Below are 19240 nucleotides of genomic sequence, written 5' to 3'. Positions count from 1 at the left end.
GCTCTATGCGACCGAACCGCTAATTTTACCAAGAGTTGGGGTGCATAGAAAGGCTCTATGCGACCGAACCGCTAATTTTACCAAGAGTTGGGGTGCATAGAAAGGCTCTATGCGACCGAGTCACTAATTTTACCAAGAGAAGGGGTGCATAGAAAGGTTTTATGCGACTGAACAAGTTATTTTTCCAAGTGTTTGGTCACTTACAGGGAGGCAAAAGTTATTCCGACTTACTTGGAGCAGTTTTTATATTCAGAAAGCAACAATCTATTAGAAAAGCACGTTTTTTTTATCCACCTTATTAGTAAAAGGGAGTATAGTCTATAACAAAAATTATGAAAAATGGCTCTTGTTACATTATGCAGCCTATTATATTGTTAAAACAAATTTAACATGACCATTTACCATTTGCTTTGTTTATGAAGTTTATTCCAATTGTAAGACTATTAAGAGTTGCCAATGTTTTTTTAGGAAGGGAAAAATTATATGCTTTATATGTGGGATATTGAGAAGATCATTATAAAAATATTAAAAGAGCTTAAACTAAAAATAAATGTTGAATTCAGCAATAAAATCACTGCACCAATGAGTTATAACGTATCGACAAATACGATAAAGTTTAACTACATACAAATTAACGGATATAACGCTAAAATTAACTTTAAAGTGAAAGAATCAGATGAAAATTTTACGAAAATTATTCTTTATCATCAGCTAGGATATTATTTAGAATTCAGGAAAAATCCACGAGTTTTAAAGACTCTCTATTATGGCAAAGAAGAAGAAAAGAAACAGCTTTTAGCAGAAGTAGAAGAGAATGCTTGGGAACATGGAAGAACACTCGTACCGGTACATCTATTAAAAGCATATGACCAAGTACGTGAATTGGATAAACTTCTGTTAAAATTGTAATTAAATGAGTCTATTGTCTTACATATTATTAATTTTTAAAGGCCGATAATATACAAGTGTTTTACACCACCTGTATATTATCGGCCTATTTTCATTCAAAACATATACTTTAACCTATTAGGCTGCTTGCTTTTTATTTCTTTTTATTCGTTCTTCTTTTTTATTTGATTTAGGCACTCTAAATAATAATATCAATCCGGCAGTAAACAGAAGAGTCCATACAAGTGCGAATTTATTACCACTAAAATATATACCTAAAATAGGTATCACCAGTAACAAGATGTTTTTTACATAATAATTTATTTTTGGATTTATGACTATTAATAACGAAATAATAACAAGCACTGAAGCTATGATGTTAACACCTAAAAAGGTAAGATTCGTATAATTTACATAGGAGTAATACCCAAATGATCCTACTATTGAAAATAGGGATAGATAAAACCGTATCAATGGATTTTTATAAAATAGAATCCAGACGGCAATAAAATTAATTCCTGCGCACATTCCAACTACAAATAATGTATGCGGAAAATTACTAATAGGATCTTTCATAAAGTTCAGGATGAATTTGATGTCGAAAAAAACAGCCCCTACAACAAAAATCTTAAAGATTAGTTTTATCCAGAACATTTTTACTGTCTTTTTCTTATTTGATGAAAAGAACCTAAATATCGACGATACTCCCGCAAAGCCATTATCATCGGCTTTTTTCTTGTTTTTCCCCATAAACAAATTATTATATTCCTTTTTTTCTCGCTCCCTTTTGACAGCTTGCCTCGTCGGATAATCTCTTTCTATATTTTCTTCTTCATTCTCTTTTTCTACTTGTTGGTCTGACTGTGAATAATAATCCAATGTAAAATCACCTCAAGTATTTTTTATCATTATATCTTATTCTAATATAATTATTAAATTCGAAGCTCTTTTTAAGCAGAGGAGCTTGGAATTACTGCAATTGGTTTAAATGGGGGGGAGGAGGCTCGCATTAGGATTGGATTTAAATAAATTTAAATAGAATCATAGTACTTAAAGTCAGGAAACAAAAAAATTGAAATGAAATGTGACTGGTCATAAAAGGTGCACATTAGTTGCTTTCCAAAATAGTTAAAATGCTTCACGAAAGGCATAAAAAAATAGATAAAAGGTACCAAAATGTGGAATATGGTGTTGAAATACTTCATGTTATTCTCCACACATGGTAGAATGTTGAGAGTCTCAGTTTTGGGAGAGTGGATATTTTGAATAATTTTCTAGACAATTCACGGGCAACGCACAGAGCAAAAAGAAAAAAAATCAATATCATTTTAAACGGAGCAATTGTTATCGTCCTTATACTTATTGCATTTGTTTCTTATTCGGTGTTTTCGTCGGGAGATAACAAGTCAGCATCTCAAAAAAGTGTTCAAGCTTCTGACGAAAAACAATCTGCTCAAAATATAAAGAATGATAAGCCAGCTGAGAAAGAGAGTTCAACAAGTAATCAAAAAAATGACGACTTATCGTCCGAAGATCAAACTCAAAGTGATCAAACGGATAGCGGTCAAACTCAAAAAGATCAAACGAAAAGTGATGCTACAGCAGGCAATGCATCCTCAGCTTCTTCGGATAGCTCACAGGTAAATTCAACAACATCACCTGCACCGGAAACACCGGCACAAACGGATCAGCAGCATGTTACTAACTATGATTCAAGTTCTCAAGATTGGCAGCAGATGCTGCAGACAATCTCTTCTGCTACTGGATTAGATCAAAGCAATATGACTGTATGGTTTTTAGGGAGCGACAAAAGCAACCCGGGCGGTTCAGTCGGGACGATATCAGCAAAACAACAAGGGTCGCCAAAATATCGTGTGTATCTACAATGGAACGGCTCAGGCTATACAGCAACAAAAGTTGAACCAGCTTCATAAAAAGGAAAATAGGATGTACCTAAGGAACATCCTAAGGCTGTCTAGAAACGCTAGACAGCCTTTTATTTCGCTTGGATTCTTTAATAGTTTAAAATGCTTTAATATATAGTAGATTCCAGCGGTTATGCTGGCTTTAAAGACATCACTAAAAAATCACACTTAGAGCAGCAAATCCAATTACAGGATTACTCTGTATCTGCGGCCGAACTTAGTAGGAGCACCTGAGCAAATTGCAGATCGGATTTTACAATATGAAGAAGCTGGCTTAGAATTATTGTTGTTGCAAATTTCACCTCAATTAGAGGAAATGGAACGCTTTGCAAAGCAGGTTAGGCCATTAGTTGAACAAAAACGTAGTTTAATAATGAACTAAAAAGGGGTCATCAAGATGAGCAAGGTATATGTGATACACGAAAATAGTGAGTGGACCATCCATTTAACAAAAAGATTAGAGGAGCTTGGTGTTCCTTATGAAGAATGGCATTTAGATGAGGGAACGCTAGACTTATCAACTGAGCCGCCCGAAGGAATCTTCTATAGCCGAATGAGTGCATCTTCTCATACACGAGATCATCGTTTTGCAGCAGAATTTACTGGACAAGTATTGGCTTGGCTTGAAGCACATGGCCGGACGGTGTTAAATGGAACGAGCGCTCTTAAACTAGAAGTTAGCAAGGTTATACAATACTTAGAGTTAAACAAGTATGGTGTGAAGACGCCAAAAACAATTGCAGCGGTTGGAAAACAAAACATTATTAAGGCAGCCAAAAGCTTTGCAGGACAGTCCTTTATTACGAAGCATAACCGTGCCGGTAAAGGTTTAGGTGTTCAATTATTCCATAGTGTTGAAGCTTTAAAAGCTTATGTGGAAGGGCCTGCTTTCGAAGAACCGGTCGATGGCATTACCCTTATTCAAGAATACATTAAATCTCCTGAAAGCTACATCACCCGTTGTGAGTTTGTAGGAGGAAACTTTGTATATGCCGTTAAGGTTGATACTTCGGAAGGATTTGAACTTTGCCCCGCAGACGCATGCCAAATTGGCGATTTATTCTGCCCGGTAGGAGAAGAGGTAGAAGAGAAGCCTAAGTTTCAAATCTTTGAAGGTTTTGAGGACGAAATTTTAGAAAAATATAAAAAGGTTCTAGCTGGTAATAATATTCATGTTGCTGGCATCGAGTTCATCAGAAATGCTGAAGGTGAAATTTTTACTTACGATATCAATACTAACACAAACTATAATTCTGATGCAGAAGCTAAAGCAGGAAAATACGGAATGCTCGAATTGGCTTTATTGTTAAAGAAGACATTAGAAGAAAAATACGTAACAACAGCAACAGCTTAATTTGGTGAAGTAACGAAAATTCCCATGGTACCTGATAAGGGCCATAGGGTCAGACCCCCAATTTGCTAAAGCTTTAACGCGATGGGGGTCAGACCCGTGTTATACGGCAGTTTTCCGAGCGGGGCGGAACGCTTTACTCCAATGAAAAGAGGCGATTCCGGGTTTCCGTTCGCCTCTTTTCTTGTTGTTAATTCACAGTTGCTTTATGGTTATCAACGGCGGCATTTTTCTTGATGAATTTTCTGATAAATTTTCTGATGAATGGAATTACCCAGCGGTCTAAACCGATTCTGCCGGCGTTGTAGCCTGCTGTTAAGATGATGAAGCCCAAAATAATGTCTCTAGGGTTGTGAGATACGGTTCCTGCCAAGAAGAACGCGAAGTTCATAATCAATCCGAAGAATGCTGCTGCTGTTGTCAAGCAGCCCAACAACAATCCCAAACCGATGAGCGTTTCACCCCAAGGAACAACAAAGTTGAAAATATCAACGTTTGGCAGGGCAAAGCCTTTTAAGAAGTCAGCATACCAGCCGAACACAAGCGCTCCGTCCGGTCCTTTAACCGGATTGGCAATGGCTCCTTTTAAATATCCTGCGGCGTCAAATCCTCCGGTTAATTTCCCCAAGCCTGCAGTAAACCAAGAATAGCCAAGATATAAACGAATCACCGTAAGAATGACGGCAGAGATTTTGTTTTCGCGTAAGAATTTGTTAAACATAAGGCTTTCCACCTTTCTTGATTAATTTGTTTCTTTCTACTACCAATATACGGGATAGTTACCATTAACAACATGACAATAGTGATATGTTCATAGTTTGTTCGAAATGTTTTGGCAAATTTTTGAACAAGATGCTCCTCTGCTAAAGAATCCGATCTATAAACCAGAAAAATCCTATTCCGCAGATCACAGTGGAAAGACTATTAACAAACTGCCTTTGCCAGCGGGCTTTTTGCAGATACCAAATGAATGGAATAAAGATGATAAGGACGAGAATTTGTCCAAATTCGACCCCTAGATTAAAAGAAAAGAGTGGGAGAACGAAATGGCTTCCTAATTTTCCAATTAATAATTCGGCAAAGCCAAACCCATGTATCAGCCCAAATCCTAAACCGACTAGCCAACGCCATTTGAAGGATTTTGACCAAATGTTTTCGATGGCTACATAAACAATACTCAGGGCAATTAACGGTTCAATGATGGTACTCGGAATAAAGATAGTTTCGGTCGCTGCCAAGGCTAATGTCAAGCAATGTCCAATCGTAAAAGCTGTTAAGGTTTTTACATACTCCCGAAAGGTCCCTTTGGCGAGGAGAAGTCCAAATAAAAAGAGTAAATGGTCGATTCCTGACCAAATATGTTTCATCCCCATGAGGACGTATTCCCAAAAACCGATTACTTTATTTTGATTGTTACTTGGTACCACTGTTTCTCCTGTTGTTTTCTCTTTTTTCAAATAGGTATTTCCTTGAAGAACGGTATGATCCTTCGTGAATATATTTTCAATGACTTGATCACCATTATGGATGGTCGCAAAATTTTGATGGTTCATGTCCACTCCGTTGAAAAAAATAAAATAATCAATCTCGTATTCCTGAAGCGGCTCTTTAAACACGAACTCTATTTTTATGCGGAACATCGAAAGATTGGAGCGCTTCACAAGCGAAATATCATTGATGGCTGCCTTACCCTGGAGTCCATTGTTGTTGACGGTAAGATTTTTTAAAACAAACTGCTCAATGGAAGTTTTTGATTGGGCTATTTCGTCTTCTTTCATATAACCGTCCTGATTTGCATCGATGTTCAGAAGCCCGCCAAGGAGATCCGCAAGCAAGTATAAATCATAGCTGACTTTATTTCCTTCAATTTTGACTTCTGAATATCCTATTGATCCTGAATGCGCCTCCGCTCCATTTGGTTGAAGCAGAAAAACGGCCACCATAAAAATCAAACAAATGCTGGCCATAAGTTTGTTATTTTTCTGCATAAACATGTCTCCCTTTTTCTAAAAAGCAATAGATGTTCTGGTACATGTTTAGTCTATTAAACAATCTTTAAACCAGTATGAAGAGCATGTTAAGAAAAGGATAAGAATTTTTTGTTTTTACAGAAAAATAACAATTTTTTTAAAATATTAACAATTACTTAAAATCCCCTTATCAATACCTAGGTAAAATGGAATATGGTTGTAATGTAAATGAGAAGAGGGGGAGCCCATGAAAAAGGTAAAAGTACGTAGGAAAGTGCGGCAGCTGCTGATACTTGCATGTATGTTAGCAATTATTCTATCAAACTTGAGTTTGGCAGCTACACCGAATAGGATTTATGCAGAAGAGCTGGCATCTGACAAACAATCAGTGGATGCTACTCAGAATGAAATCAGCCAAAGCGAAGCGGCGGATCCGAACCAGTTGGGCGAAAGCCAAGGTAAACCAGTAGATCAAAATCAATCTGGTACTGGTCAATTTGAACAGATTGACCCGAATCAACAAGGTAAAAGTCAGGTAGATTCTAGTTCATTGGATACCATACAAAATCCAAAACTAGATAACAGTCAGCTAATCGAACAAACAGCGGATACCCCGGCTGTTAATGCTGCACCTGAATCCAGCCTACAGCAGGAAGTTCTGTCGAATCCATCAGCGGCAAATCAAACCGATAGTGCTATTCAAGAAGGGGAAGATTTTAATCAATTCCCACAACTTTTGATTACCGAGCTTTCTCCAAATTCTAAAGGGGGAGGAACGGATTATTACGAGTTTATTGAACTCTATAACAATACCAATAAACGACTTTCACTAGAGAACTATTCATTTGTTTATAAATATACTGACACAGGAAAGGAATTGCCTTTCCATGTCCCTTCCGTTACGTTGGAACCACAGCAATCGATTGTCTATTGGTTCAATAATGGAAACTATACATTAGCAGACTTTAATGCAAATTTTGGCTCGAATTTAACTGCTGATCAAGTTGTCGAGTTTAAGGATGTGTTCCCAGGGTTTGCCAACGGCGGGTTGCGTGCCCTTGTGATTAAAGACATGGCCGGGACGGAAATTGTATCTGCCAGCTATTTAGGGAATGAAAATGATAACAATGGCGCAGGGATTGAATACAAATATCCGGCATCGGGAACAGAGATGGAAAAATACCGTGTCCTCGCTCCACCGACACCTGGAACCATTGAAAGCGGACAGGTTCCGGCTCAGCCAGTAAATATCGATGAAACTCCTGTGGATATGGAAGCACCTGTCATTACCCATACACCTGTAACCGGGAGTGATGCTTATACGCCTATAAAAATTGAAGCAACGGTAACAGACAACATGGCCAAGCCATTTGTCACTCTCTATTATAAAACAATGGGAGAACAAACCTTTACATCGATTTCGATGAATGCAAGTAAGGATGATTCCACTAAATACTCCGCGGAAATCCCGGGTGTAAATATAGAGTCCAATCTTACATACTATATCGAAGCTTCCGACGGGACAAATAGTTCAAAGACGGAAGAAAATCTCATTACGGTGAAGAAACCCAACGTAGATTTTCAAAAGATTCCCGACTTTTTAGTAACTGAAGTTGTACCGGATTCCACGAATGTTGGATCAGCGGATGGCTATGAATTTATTGAAATCTATAATAATACGGATAAAGATGTAAACTTTAAGGATTACAAGATTCAGTATAGGTACGGCACCGATCCATCAACAGACGTTATTTGGGCATCCATCCCGGATGATGTGGTGGTTCCTTCTCAAAAAACGCTCGTCTTCTGGATTATTAATGAACAAAACACGCAAAAAACAGTTGCTGACTTTAACGCAAACTATGGCTCAAGCTTAGTGGAAAACAAAGATATCGTTAAGATTTATAGTGCAGGGATGGCTAATGCATCGACAAGAGGCCTTGTTGTGGCAACCAATAAGAAAAAGGAAATCGCCGTTGCTTACTATAATGAGGAATCCAATGTCCTTGATACCAAGCCGGACAAAGGGATTTTCTATAAGTACCCGCTTGATGGATCGATGAAAATGGTTAAAATAAGCGCTGCTGTCAAAAATGCAACACCGGGAGCGGTTGAATCATCCCAAGTCCCGGCAAAGCCTGTCCACATAAGTGATGATACGATCAAGCCTGTAATTGAAAACATGACAAAAGAAACAAAAGTGAATCAAAAGGAAAACATTAATATTGTTGCCGATGCTTCTGATGATAGGGAAGTAAAAACAGTCCGATTATTTTATCGTCCCAACCATCAACAGGAATTCACCCAGGTACTGTTAGTAGAAGATTTCGATGATATGATGTATCATCATACGATCTACTCTCCTGAAATCATTGGGAATCAATACGTGGAATATTACTTTGTTGTTTCAGATGGTGCCAATGAAGTGGCAAGTGAGACGTTTAAAATCAACGTAACAAGTGATCTTGACGATTCAAGCTTGCGACTAAATGTGAATTCGAATGAAATTGTTTCAAAACAAAAGATACTTAAAGGAACATCCAAGACGGAGTCACCGGACAAAGTGAAGCTTTTTATCGATGGAACTGAGGTGGCCGAAGATACCTACCAATCCCTAGAACATAATGCCTATTTCGCTTTTGAAGCAAGCGGTGTGGATCTCTTTTTCCAAAATGGCGTCACCATGGGGGATGACATTATCCGGATTTTTGATGATACCATTACAAATTGGGATACGATTACAGTACCTATTGATGCCGATCGCCTTAGAATTGGAGATAATGTGATTACCATTCGTTCCGGCAATAAAGCATCACCATTTCAATTGGAAGAGTCCGAAGAAAATCGTGATGATTTTGATATTAGAAACGTAAGGTTAGTTTTGGCAGATGGTACTATTTTACGAGACCCTGTGAAAAATAATCCTACCAAGATTTATGATATGGGGGATGACGGAACTTACAGGCCGTTTGAAGATTTTACGTTTACGATTACAGCGGATCAAGCATCTTCCAAATCATACAAATGGGATACCACGAAGATTGCCGACGGTGAGCATATTGTAAAAGTGCAAGACTCTGATGGGGAAGTAACCGCCTCAGTAAAAGTGGATAATACCGCACCTGTGCTGTCTACCAACCTTGAGGACGGAAAGGATTACAAAGGCAAGTTTACCATCGAAGCCGATGCAGCTGATGCTATTGCCGGGGTGCAAACACTTCAAGTCATGCTGGATGATCAGGAAATTACAGTACCATATGAAACAGCCTCATCCAAGCTGGCTCCTGGAGAACATAAGCTGACTATTACAGCCTTTGATAAAGTAGGAAACAAAGCAGAGAAGCTCATTCGTTTTTCGGTTGCGAATGAAAATCCAAACAAACCTGAGCTTATATCACCGACAGATGGAAGTGCAACTCCGGTAAATGGAAATCCTTCTTTAAAGGTAAAAGTAACCGATCCAACGAACGATGATTTAGACGTTACTTTCTATAAAGGGTTTAAATATGATGTCAGCCAAACCGATCGTGTTAAGGCATTTAAAAATGCTGCAGATACGGAACCGCCAAAAACAATGGTTCCTGCAGGCGAGCAAGCATTTACGGCGGATGATATTTCGATCGTTTCGAGGCAGGATCAGCAATATTTAGTGACGGATTCAACAACGCAATTTCCATATCAGCGGTTTGAGGTAGAAGTGGATCCTTCTATTAACGAAACAGACCTTGTCGAACTGGAATGGAAAGGGAAGTCTTTGCCGGGCAGAAAGGTAGCCATGTATGCATGGAATCATAAGCTTGGCGATTGGACAACGATTCAATATAAAATCGCCGGGGATGAAGACTTTGAATTGAAAGGCAATGTGGCGGTCAGCGATTTTGTTAAGGATCATAAGATTAATGTGTTAATCCAGGACGAAATTCCATCGTCACCAGACCAGTATGATTATACATTTGTATGGATGTCAGACACACAATATTATGCACAAAGCTATCCGCATATTTATGAACGAATGACAAATTGGATTGCCGAGAAGCAGGATGAGATGAAAATCAAATATGTCTTCCATACCGGTGATATTGTTGACAAAGCCCACATGGAAGACGAATGGCAAAATGCCGACCAGTCTATGAAAGTGCTTGATGACAATCATATTCCGTATGGTGTCTTGGCGGGAAATCATGATGTCGATCATAAGACAGGTGATTATACCCAATATTATAAATGGTTTGGTGAGGACCGATTTAAGGACAAGCCGTACTATGGTGAATCGTATAAAAATAACCGCGGCCACTATGATTTAATCTCTGCTAATGGAAATGACTATATCATGCTGTACATGGGCTGGGGAGTGGAAGATGAAGATATTCAATGGATGAGTGATGTCTTGAAACAGTATCCACATCGTAAAGCAATCCTGAGCTTCCATGAATATCTGCTTGTTTCAGGCAACCGCAGTCCATTAGGTAATCGGATTTATAATCAACTCGTGCTGCCAAATGAAAATGTTATCGCCGTGCTTAGCGGTCATTATCATGATTCGGAAACATTGGTTGATGCCATCGACGATAATGGCGATGGGATACCGGACCGCCAAGTATATCAAATTCTTGGAGACTACCAGGGCGGACCTGAGGGCGGCCAAGGATACATGAAGCTGCTTCATTTTGATCAAAAAAATAATAAAATAATGGTCAATACGTATTCACCGTATTTAGACAATTATAATTTCTATGATCCAACTCAATTCCCCGAAAAGGATGAGCGAAATTTAGAGGTAGACCTGCAGCCGCAGCTAAAGCGCGTTGCTACTGATTATTTTACAGTCAATGTGTTTACCGATACTGAAATCGGCAAGGTTGAAAATATCCCGAGCAGCTCGATTGTCCAAACCGAGTGGAAAGGATTAACGGAAAATCAGTCCTATTCTTGGTATGCCGTGGCAGAAGATGGCTATACCGGAAAAGCTGTTTCAGATATCTGGACCTTTACAAAAGGAAAGGATGAAAGTGCCGCACCGGCAGAACCATCCGTTCCAGGAGATAATCCGGGAGATGATCAGGGAAATATTCCAGGAGGTAACGATGGGACTTCCCCTGTTACATCTAAGCCAGATGACTTAGGAAAAGGAAAAAGTCCAGCAGCAAAGGACCCTGACAAGAAACCGGCAGCACATGGCAGTCAGTTGCCTTCAACAGCTACCAATACTTTTAACATCATTCTTATCGGAATTATGATCATCACCATTGGTGGTATAGCCTGGTTAGTCAGAAGAAAAACAACTGAAGTTTAATTTAGAGAAGTAAAAGGCGATGCGGGAGTCCGCATCGCCTTTTGTCTTGTTGTTATAGGATAAACTCTTATCTAGTCATACATTATGGAAGGGAAGACTCGAAATACTTTCTTTTATGTATATCCAACATACTATGAAGCCGATGGTAAGAGATTAGCGGTTTATGTATATAAGAATGTTAACATCTGCCGACCAATGAAAATGGGTAGCAAAAAGTTAACATCCGCACAACGATTAGGTATCCTTTTACTTTAAATAAAAAGGATGTTCTGTTAACCAATAATTATACAATAAAAAACAATATTAATTTATTGTAAGACGATAAATCATGTGCTAAAATCATGTTATTATTAAATAAGTGAGGTGTTTTAAATGAATGGTGAACGAGGTTCAACCACTTTCTTAAAGGTAATTATTTTTCTGGCTGGAATTGCAGTGCTTGCTTTATGTATATTTTTAGTGCCCCGTTTGGCGAATTTTGCAGCAGCATTGTATCCAAATATTGCCCCAATGAAATATCTCATTTTCATCGTGATGTATGGAGCGGCTGTGCCTTATTACTTTGCTCTCTATCAGGCTTTCACCCTTTTACGGTACATTGACGAGAACACAGCGTTCTCGGAAATATCTGTAAAGGCGTTAAAGAACATAAAGTGGTGTGCGATTACAATCAGTGGTTTGTATGTATTAGGTATGCCACTCTTTCATTTTATAGCGAAGAAAGTTGACCCTCCTATTGGATTAGTGGGACTCATCATCATTTTTGCATCGTTGGTTATCGCCGTTTTTGCTGCTATCCTCCAACGGCTTCTACAAGAAGCGATTAACATAAAATCAGAAAATGATTTGACGGTCTGAGGTGGAGGATATGGCAATTATTATTAATATTGATGTGATGTTAGCAAAACGAAAAATGAGCGTAACCGAGCTTTCGGAGAGGGTTGGAATTACTATGGCGAATCTTTCTATTCTGAAGAATGGGAAAGCAAAAGCGGTTCGGTTTTCAACATTAGAAGCGATATGTAAGGCTTTGGATTGTCAGCCAGGTGATATTTTGGAGTACAAAAGCGACGAAGACACTCAATAAAAACAGACAACAAATTGATTTAACGGGAGTCAATGGAGAATTTAAGGGATAGTCATTAAGCTATCCCTTCTTTGCGTTTATTCATTTTATAATATTTTTAAAAACTTATCGAAATATCAGCAATTATCAATAGGCCGAAGAATACGCAAGTTTTTATTCATTCTTGCATATTTTCGGCTTTTTACATTCAAAAGTATAAGACATAAATACCGTATATTAATTCCAAATACATATTAGCGAACAGACAAGGACGTGAGTTCAGTTTGTGATTAACTCCCTCAATCTCTTACGCGCACCTTCCCGCCATTGCTTCACTGCTGATACAGTAACACCTTCCTTATCAGCAATTTCTCTGATTGATAGGTCGGAATGGATGGTGTACAGAAGCCATTTCCGTTGATTCGGTGTCAGCCTTTGCGCGTAGGTTAATAGAATCTCTTTTTCTGAAGATAGGTCTTGCTGGCAATCGGCAACCATTACCAAGAATTCTTCGGCTGGACAAATACTTATTTCCTTAAACTTCGCCATTTTATTGAGTTCCGTAAGCAGGCTGCCTCTAATAAACGTATAAGCATAGTTAGTAAAATTCCCTTTTTCCGGATTGAATCTTTGGCTAGCCTCCCAAAGGGCAATTAGGCCCTGCTGATAAAATTCCTCCAGGTCTGTGTAAAGATGAAGAGAGTGGATGATCTTGTGGATCATCGGCTTATAATGTTCTGCTAACTGTTCGAAGCTTTCCAACGGTGTACCCTTTCAGGAAAGCGCGCATTTCCATTGTATTCCCAGGTATCTCTACCATAGCGGGAATTCTCAAATTCAGCGAATCGACTCATTTCTAATTTGGTGCTGAATTAGCCCCCGATAACTGCAAATTATCCTCTCTAAATTCCAATTTGGAGCTGATTTTAGAAAGTTTCGACCGATTGTATAGAAAATGAGGCATGGGACGGTTCGAGACCATTGAAAATTACATCCTAATAAGGAGCTGGAGCGCTAATTTTCTTTGGCTTACAGGATGAATAAGCAGGTCTTATTTTTACCGGTGCGCAACTTTTCTTGTGCTCATGGGCAGAATAAACTGCTTATTTTTACCAGTGAGGCACTTTTGTAGCGCTCACGGGCAGAATAGAAGGTATAATTTTTACCGGTTTGCAACCTTTTTTGTGCTCACGGGCAGAATAGGGCGGCTTATTGCTTCTCAGTAGTCTCGGACGGTTCTCATGCCTCGATATTGGTTTTTGGAAGTCCAAAAGATTGGTTACCTTATACAAATCTGCCGTCATTTCCGATTGGATGCTGCAAAAAAATTTAATAATGACTCTTAAAAAAAATATTGACGGCATAATAAATATTATTTATTATAATATTCAGATAAGTAATATTTAATATTTCTTGTTTCAGGCATACCCTTTAAAAAGGCAGGTGTTTAATTACAATTTTAATAGCACCGACACGGTTTATTTTACAAAATAACCTCCAAACCAATTTCATATTATGTATTCTATTTTGAAGGTGAAAAGCCATGCTAGGGGAGGAGGAGGTTTCAAAATGAAAAATAGAAGTGATCAGTTAGTCCATGAGCTTGGAAAGAAAATCGTAACAGGGGAATTCGCTCAAAGTGAGATATTACCAAAGGTAGAAGATATAAGTGAAAGATATGAGGTAAGTCGAACCGTAGTTCGTGAAGCCTTTAAAGGATTATCAACACTTGGGCTTGTGAGATCCAACCAAAAAGCTGGGACGATTGTCCTTCCCCGTTCTGATTGGCAATGGTGGAATCTTGATGTATTAACTTGGGTCGTAGAGGACGAGAATAATACCGACTTTTTAGTGCATTTGACAGAAGTGAGATTGGGCCTTGAACCGACGGCCGCAGCATTGGCGGCTAAACGGGCAACTGATCAAGACATGATGAAAATAACTGATGCTTTTGAGCGTCTGGAGCAATCAATTGGGGATGAAAAGGCCTGGGCAAGTGCGGATTATGATTTTCATGAAAGAATCCTGCAGGCTTCCTACAACGATCTCATTATTAACACAGTTAAAACACTTCGAAAAGCACTAGTTAAAAGCCGCGAAAAAACGATACAGGCTGCCAAGGATTTTCCGGAATCACCTTATGATACGCCAACAAAAGAAGTGCTGGATAGACACCGTGCTATCTACGATGCCGTTATTGCAAGGGATGAAGAGTTGGCCCGACAAAAAATGACGGAATTAATCTTACGTGTGAAAAGTATTTTAGAAAAAATATATGGGTTTTAAAGCTAACTTTTTACTAAAAAATAGATCGACTTAGAGAGGAGCAAAAAAATGGGATTACAAGTTGTAAGATTCGAAAAGGATGGTAAAGAGAATTGGGGAGTTGTTTCAAACAATCAAATTCTTGCCCTGAAAAATTCTTATAGCTCATTAGCACAATTTTTAGAAGAAGGTGTAGAAGAGGCTAGACAAGTAAAAGAAAGTGGAACTGGTGAGACTGTTTCATTAGATGAAGTGACGGTCCTAAGCCCGGTAACACAGCCGGCAAGAATTGTCTGCCAAGGTGCAAATTATTCTTCTCACCGTGCTGAAGCTGGCTTGGAAGCAACGCGCCCGCCGTTTAACCTGATTTTTGGCAAGGCAGATAGCTCACTTTGTGGAGCGTATTCGGAAATTATCCGACCATCACATGTGCAGCTATTAGACTATGAAATTGAATTAGGATTAGTTTTAGGAACTGAGATTTCCCAAGCCGTAGAAGTGACAGATGAAACCCTTCATCAATATGTTGCGGGTCTTGTCATTATGAATGATGTATCTGCAAGGGATGTCCAGCTTTGCGAAGGTCAATGGTTAAAAGGGAAAAGCTACCGAACATTTGGACCTACAGGGCCGTACCTATACTTATTAGACAAAGATGAAATCGCTCTCATTCATGACCTTGAATTAAAATGTTTTGTCAATGATGAGCTGCGCCAATCGGCCAACACGAACCAACTGCTTTTCAAACCAGCAGAGACACTTACTGAACTATCAGAAATTATGAATCTATCAAAAGGAGATTTAATTATTACCGGTACAACAGGGGGTGTCGCCTTAAATCTCTCTCCAGATGTACTTGGTCAAATTTCAAGCCTAGCACTGCCATACCAACAGAAATTAGATTTACTTGTGGAAAGCCAAATAAACAATGGTAAATATCTTGAAGATGGTGACGTGATTCGCTGCCAAATCAGAAGTGCAGATGGAACCATCGACCTTGGTGAGCAAGTAAACAAAGTAGTACCAAGTAAAGTTGCCATTTCCTAATTTACTTATCACATATTGCTGGGAATTACATAAGTCGTTCTAATCATCCTGATCCCAGCTTTCCTTTATTTTAACCCAATTTGCACTACATTTTGAAAAGCATCATAAGTGTTATTATTCATGGTTGATTTTCGTGTAGGTATGAAAATTTAGGCGAAGAATTTACGGCTATTGTATAAAGAGGAAGCTTAAAAAGCAGAGATAAGCGAAGATATTTCGATTAACTGCTCTAAATAACACAAAATCCAAAGATTTAGATGACATAACCGGAAAAACTTCCTTTATTTTTAAGGAAATAAGAGTATTTCCCAAAATACACGGAATTCTTCCGTTTATTTTTCAAACTCAGTAAAATCAACATTCAGTTATAACAGAGCCTAGTTGTTTTAAATGTATCCGCTTACACGAAGGGTTCATCCAATTATTAATAGTTGAAAAGGGGTTTGGTAGATGAATCAAGAAATTCATGATGTTGCTATTGTCGGTTATGGTCCTGTATCAAAGCTATTAGCCACCTTGCTCGGACAAAAAGGATGGAAGGTTGGCATATATGAAAGATTTTCTCACGAATATCCGTTGCCGAGAGCCGTTCATTTTGATGATGAAATTGCTCGGATTCTACAATCGGTTATTCCTTCAAGTGAAATTGAGAGAATCACAGAGGTTGCCAACGATTTATACACCTGGTGTAATGCTGAGCGGAAAACTCTTTTAGAATTGAACTTTTCTGAATTTGGGGTTTCGGGATGGCCGGGTCATTTATTCTTTAATCAGCCGGAGCTCGAAGGGTTATTGGACAAAGCCTGCCGCCAACAGGCAACAGTAGACGTGAATATGGGAAAAGAAGCTGTTGCATTAAATGAATTTGATGACCATGTAGAGTTAGTTGTAAAGGATTTTCAGGGAGTAGAAACCAAAGTCCATGCCAAATATGTGGTTGGCTGTGATGGGGCTAATAGTTTTGTCCGAAGAAATATGGAACATACGATCACAGATCTTGGATTTGTAGCAGATTGGCTTGTGGTTGATATCATTCCTCAGACCGAGAGGGAATGGAAACCAATGAATTTACAACTATGTGACCCAGCTCGTCCCACTACAGTTGTTTCAGGTGGTCCAGGAAGAAGGCGCTGGGAATTCATGGCCCTTCCAGGAGAAACAAAGGAAGATCTAAATAAGGAAGAAGTGGCATGGAAGTTATTGGAGCCGTGGGATATTACTCCTGCGAATGCTGTTTTGGAACGGCAAGCGATTTATACATTTAAAGCCTTATGGGTGGATGAATGGAGAAAAGGCAGACTGGTATTGGCTGGCGATGCTGTCCACTTAACTCCGCCATTCATGGGTCAAGGGATGTGTGCAGGACTTCGTGATGCCAAGAATTTATCTTGGAAGCTTGATTTGGTCTTAAGTGGAAAAGTGGATAACAACTTCCTCGATATGTATACGAAAGAACGGAAACCACATAATCGTGATGTGGTTGAAGCAGCCTTGTTTTTAGGAAAAGTGATTTGTGTAACCGATCCAGAGGCTGCTGCACAAAGGGATGAGGCATTCTTTACCGGCAAGGTGCCGCCTATGCCAGAATTTCCATTTTTGACTGATGGCATTCTAGGGGAACCAGGGGATTACACGGGAAAACTATCTTTTCAGAGTCAGGTAAACTATCAGGGCAAGACTGGATTGTTTGATGATGTCGTTGGAAATGGGTGGATGATTATGAGTCCAGTAGGTGACCCTAGGAACGTTTTACAGGAGGAACAGATCACCTTCCTTGAGAACATAGGTGCAAAATTTATAACAGTTTCTGAAGCCTACGATACACAAATAGAATCAGCTAATCAGGTACTAGATATTGAAGGAAAATACAAACAGTATTTTAATACAACTGGCTTAGAGGCTGTTGTGGTCCGCCCTGATTATTATATGTTTGGGGGCGCTGCAAAATTGGCTGAATTATCCTTAGTAGTTGAAGATTTAATCAAACAAATGGGACAGTTCATGAATAAGGCAGCTGTTAGATAACCATACACTTCTAAGACAGCTGCCGAATGATCATAAAGGACGGGCATCCTTTATGATTCGTTTCTGATTTGTTTGGGGCAAAACAGAAACAGTTGGTAGACTTGGGAAAGTCTAGAAGTACATTATACAATATTTTATTAAAAAAATAATAATTTAGGATTATAAACTTTTTAAAAATAAACCTTATGGGGGAATCCGCAATGTCAACCGTAAAAATATTTCGTTTAGTGTACTTGGATTTTTTTGCAAAAAACAGTCAAACCATGGTCGACTATTATACTAATACAATGGGATATCGGATTACAGAGGAGAAGGACGGAGTTACCTATTTAAGTAACGGTTTCGACCATCATAATATTGTGATCACGCCAGCAGAAGAAAAAGCGGTTCGCAGATACGGCTACCAATTAGATGGGAATCTCACTTTAGAAGAGGTACAGGAACAATTACATGCAAAAGGAATTGCTTCTAGCTTGAAAATAGATGCCAAGCCGGGTGTTTCAAGATTACTAGAATTACAGGATCCAGCCGGTAATGTCATTGAATTATTTACAGAGATGGAGCAATCAGCTGTTGGTTTTGGTTCTTCAGGCATTGTTCCCCTTAAATTAGGGCATGTGGCATTTTATGCGAAGAACTTTCAGGAGACCATTGAATTTTACCGGGATGCATTAGGCTTCTCATTTACTGACCAAATTGGAGTAGGCTTCGCTAATTTCTTAACATGCAACACGGATCATCATGTATTAAATGTTGTTGCTTCCGATGAGACACGTTTACACCATATTGCTTTCCAATTAAAGGATGCAAGTCATCAGTATGCTAGCTCAGATTTATTGGCCAAGCAGGGGCGTCCAACTCTTTGGGGTCCTTCCCGCCATACTGCAGGACATAATATTGCGACTTATCATCATGATCCGGAAGAAAATGTTGTGGAGTTGTATATTGATATGGATGTGTTTATTCCAGAGCTTGGGATATTTGAGCCTCGTCCATGGCATGAGGTACTTCCGCTCAAGCCAAAGATTTGGGAAGCTTTGAGTGCTTGGGGAACAGAGTTTGAATTGGATTTGGCTAAAGTATAAAAAGTTTCTTTAAGGGGATCCAACGTTATGGTACAAGAAATCATGTTGATTGAAGTGAAACCGGGAACGGAGCAGGAATTTGAGAACGCTTTTAAAAGGGCGGCCGTTATCGTCTCGTCTGCAAAGGGTTGCTTAGGAAATGAACTACACCGATGCATGGAGCAAGAAAATAAATATTTGGTTTTAATTAAATGGGAATCAGTAGATGACCATGTAACAGGGTTTAAAAATTCAATAGATTATCAGGAAATGAAGTCTATAATTGGCCCTTATTATTTACACGTTCCACATGCAGGGCACTATGAAAAAATAAAATTACTATAAT

15 protein-coding genes and 1 pseudogene are annotated in these 19240 nt (G+C 38.9%); 12 read left to right on the top strand and 4 right to left on the bottom strand.

What is annotated here, in order from left to right; all coding sequences use genetic code 11:
• The first annotated feature begins 483 nt into the window (after positions 1-483).
• Positions 484-909 carry a hypothetical protein gene (locus tag QNN06_RS17460; RefSeq protein WP_217036861.1) on the top strand — a complete coding sequence of 142 codons (426 nt, stop codon included), beginning with the start codon at positions 484-486 and terminating at the stop codon, positions 907-909.
• Between the two features lie 117 nt (positions 910-1026).
• On the opposite strand, the gene QNN06_RS17455 is transcribed toward QNN06_RS17460, so the two are convergent.
• On the bottom strand, positions 1027-1767 hold the full coding sequence (locus tag QNN06_RS17455) for a hypothetical protein (protein ID WP_217036862.1): 741 nt from the start codon (positions 1765-1767) through the stop codon (positions 1027-1029).
• A gap of 383 nt (positions 1768-2150) precedes the next feature.
• Between QNN06_RS17455 and QNN06_RS17450 the strand changes: the two genes are divergently transcribed.
• From QNN06_RS17450 to QNN06_RS17440, 3 genes and pseudogenes are all read left to right on the top strand, one after another.
• Positions 2151-2822, top strand: coding sequence for a YrrS family protein (locus QNN06_RS17450; RefSeq protein ID WP_284035556.1), 672 nt, complete (start codon positions 2151-2153; stop codon positions 2820-2822).
• Between the two features lie 111 nt (positions 2823-2933).
• Positions 2934-3195, top strand: a pseudogene (locus tag QNN06_RS17445) (LLM class flavin-dependent oxidoreductase); the annotation flags it as partial.
• 15 nt (positions 3196-3210) lie between these two features.
• On the top strand, positions 3211-4167 hold the full coding sequence (locus QNN06_RS17440) for an ATP-grasp domain-containing protein (RefSeq protein WP_284035555.1): 957 nt from the start codon (positions 3211-3213) through the stop codon (positions 4165-4167).
• Positions 4168-4354: 187 nt separating this feature from the next.
• On the opposite strand, the gene QNN06_RS17435 is transcribed toward QNN06_RS17440, so the two are convergent.
• Positions 4355-4885, bottom strand: coding sequence for a DoxX family membrane protein (locus tag QNN06_RS17435; protein WP_213119515.1), 531 nt, complete (start codon positions 4883-4885; stop codon positions 4355-4357).
• Positions 4886-5027: 142 nt separating this feature from the next.
• Positions 5028-6152 carry a HupE/UreJ family protein gene (locus QNN06_RS17430; protein ID WP_284035554.1) on the bottom strand — a complete coding sequence of 375 codons (1125 nt, stop codon included), beginning with the start codon at positions 6150-6152 and terminating at the stop codon, positions 5028-5030.
• A gap of 229 nt (positions 6153-6381) precedes the next feature.
• On the opposite strand from QNN06_RS17430, the gene QNN06_RS17425 reads away from it, so the two are divergent.
• From QNN06_RS17425 to QNN06_RS17415, 3 genes are all read left to right on the top strand, one after another.
• The gene (locus QNN06_RS17425) at positions 6382-11427 is read left to right on the top strand and encodes a lamin tail domain-containing metallophosphoesterase family protein (RefSeq protein WP_284035553.1); all 5046 of its coding nucleotides are present in this window, start codon (positions 6382-6384) and stop codon (positions 11425-11427) included.
• A 372-nt stretch (positions 11428-11799) separates the two neighbouring features.
• Positions 11800-12285, top strand: coding sequence for a DUF2975 domain-containing protein (locus QNN06_RS17420; RefSeq protein ID WP_217036869.1), 486 nt, complete (start codon positions 11800-11802; stop codon positions 12283-12285).
• A 10-nt stretch (positions 12286-12295) separates the two neighbouring features.
• Positions 12296-12514, top strand: coding sequence for a helix-turn-helix domain-containing protein (locus tag QNN06_RS17415; protein ID WP_064551977.1), 219 nt, complete (start codon positions 12296-12298; stop codon positions 12512-12514).
• 258 nt (positions 12515-12772) lie between these two features.
• Here the strand turns inward: QNN06_RS17415 and QNN06_RS17410 are convergent, their stop codons facing one another.
• Entirely contained in the window at positions 12773-13255 is a 483-nt protein-coding gene (locus QNN06_RS17410) for a sigma-70 family RNA polymerase sigma factor (protein ID WP_284035552.1), read from the bottom strand.
• A gap of 807 nt (positions 13256-14062) precedes the next feature.
• Here QNN06_RS17410 and QNN06_RS17405 point away from each other — a divergent pair.
• The 5 genes from QNN06_RS17405 to QNN06_RS17385 all read left to right on the top strand — a co-directional run bounded on the left by QNN06_RS17405 (position 14063) and on the right by QNN06_RS17385 (position 19239).
• On the top strand, positions 14063-14779 hold the full coding sequence (locus QNN06_RS17405; RefSeq protein ID WP_217036874.1) for a FadR/GntR family transcriptional regulator: 717 nt from the start codon (positions 14063-14065) through the stop codon (positions 14777-14779).
• 48 nt (positions 14780-14827) lie between these two features.
• Entirely contained in the window at positions 14828-15805 is a 978-nt protein-coding gene (locus QNN06_RS17400; RefSeq protein ID WP_217036875.1) for a fumarylacetoacetate hydrolase family protein, read from the top strand.
• A 450-nt stretch (positions 15806-16255) separates the two neighbouring features.
• Positions 16256-17830 carry a bifunctional 3-(3-hydroxy-phenyl)propionate/3-hydroxycinnamic acid hydroxylase MhpA gene (mhpA, locus tag QNN06_RS17395; protein WP_284035551.1) on the top strand — a complete coding sequence of 525 codons (1575 nt, stop codon included), beginning with the start codon at positions 16256-16258 and terminating at the stop codon, positions 17828-17830.
• Positions 17831-18030: 200 nt separating this feature from the next.
• Positions 18031-18915 carry a VOC family protein gene (locus QNN06_RS17390; protein WP_284035550.1) on the top strand — a complete coding sequence of 295 codons (885 nt, stop codon included), beginning with the start codon at positions 18031-18033 and terminating at the stop codon, positions 18913-18915.
• Positions 18916-18942: 27 nt separating this feature from the next.
• Positions 18943-19239 carry an antibiotic biosynthesis monooxygenase family protein gene (locus QNN06_RS17385; RefSeq protein WP_213119524.1) on the top strand — a complete coding sequence of 99 codons (297 nt, stop codon included), beginning with the start codon at positions 18943-18945 and terminating at the stop codon, positions 19237-19239.
• Position 19240: the final 1 nt, after the last annotated feature.

The sequence above is a fragment of the Neobacillus sp. 114 genome, from assembly GCF_030127045.1.
GTDB lineage: Bacteria > Bacillota > Bacilli > Bacillales > Cytobacillaceae > Neobacillus > Neobacillus rhizophilus.
Note: the sequence above shows the minus strand (reverse complement) of the source record. Positions and strands in the feature narration are given on the sequence as shown.

What these genes read in the sequence shown, in the direction of transcription:
- QNN06_RS17390 (WP_284035550.1), top strand. Translation starts at nt 18,031, where the DNA reads ATGTCAACCGTAAAAATATTTCGTTTAGTGTACTTGGATTTTTTTGCA.
- QNN06_RS17405 (WP_217036874.1), top strand. Translation starts at nt 14,063, where the DNA reads ATGAAAAATAGAAGTGATCAGTTAGTCCATGAGCTTGGAAAGAAAATC.
- QNN06_RS17460 (WP_217036861.1), top strand. Translation starts at nt 484, where the DNA reads ATGCTTTATATGTGGGATATTGAGAAGATCATTATAAAAATATTAAAA.
- QNN06_RS17420 (WP_217036869.1), top strand. Translation starts at nt 11,800, where the DNA reads ATGAATGGTGAACGAGGTTCAACCACTTTCTTAAAGGTAATTATTTTT.
- QNN06_RS17440 (WP_284035555.1), top strand. Translation starts at nt 3,211, where the DNA reads ATGAGCAAGGTATATGTGATACACGAAAATAGTGAGTGGACCATCCAT.
- mhpA (WP_284035551.1), top strand. Translation starts at nt 16,256, where the DNA reads ATGAATCAAGAAATTCATGATGTTGCTATTGTCGGTTATGGTCCTGTA.
- QNN06_RS17435 (WP_213119515.1), bottom strand. Translation starts at nt 4,885, where the DNA reads ATGTTTAACAAATTCTTACGCGAAAACAAAATCTCTGCCGTCATTCTT.
- QNN06_RS17430 (WP_284035554.1), bottom strand. Translation starts at nt 6,152, where the DNA reads ATGCAGAAAAATAACAAACTTATGGCCAGCATTTGTTTGATTTTTATG.
- QNN06_RS17415 (WP_064551977.1), top strand. Translation starts at nt 12,296, where the DNA reads ATGGCAATTATTATTAATATTGATGTGATGTTAGCAAAACGAAAAATG.
- QNN06_RS17400 (WP_217036875.1), top strand. Translation starts at nt 14,828, where the DNA reads ATGGGATTACAAGTTGTAAGATTCGAAAAGGATGGTAAAGAGAATTGG.
- QNN06_RS17385 (WP_213119524.1), top strand. Translation starts at nt 18,943, where the DNA reads ATGGTACAAGAAATCATGTTGATTGAAGTGAAACCGGGAACGGAGCAG.
- QNN06_RS17425 (WP_284035553.1), top strand. Translation starts at nt 6,382, where the DNA reads ATGAAAAAGGTAAAAGTACGTAGGAAAGTGCGGCAGCTGCTGATACTT.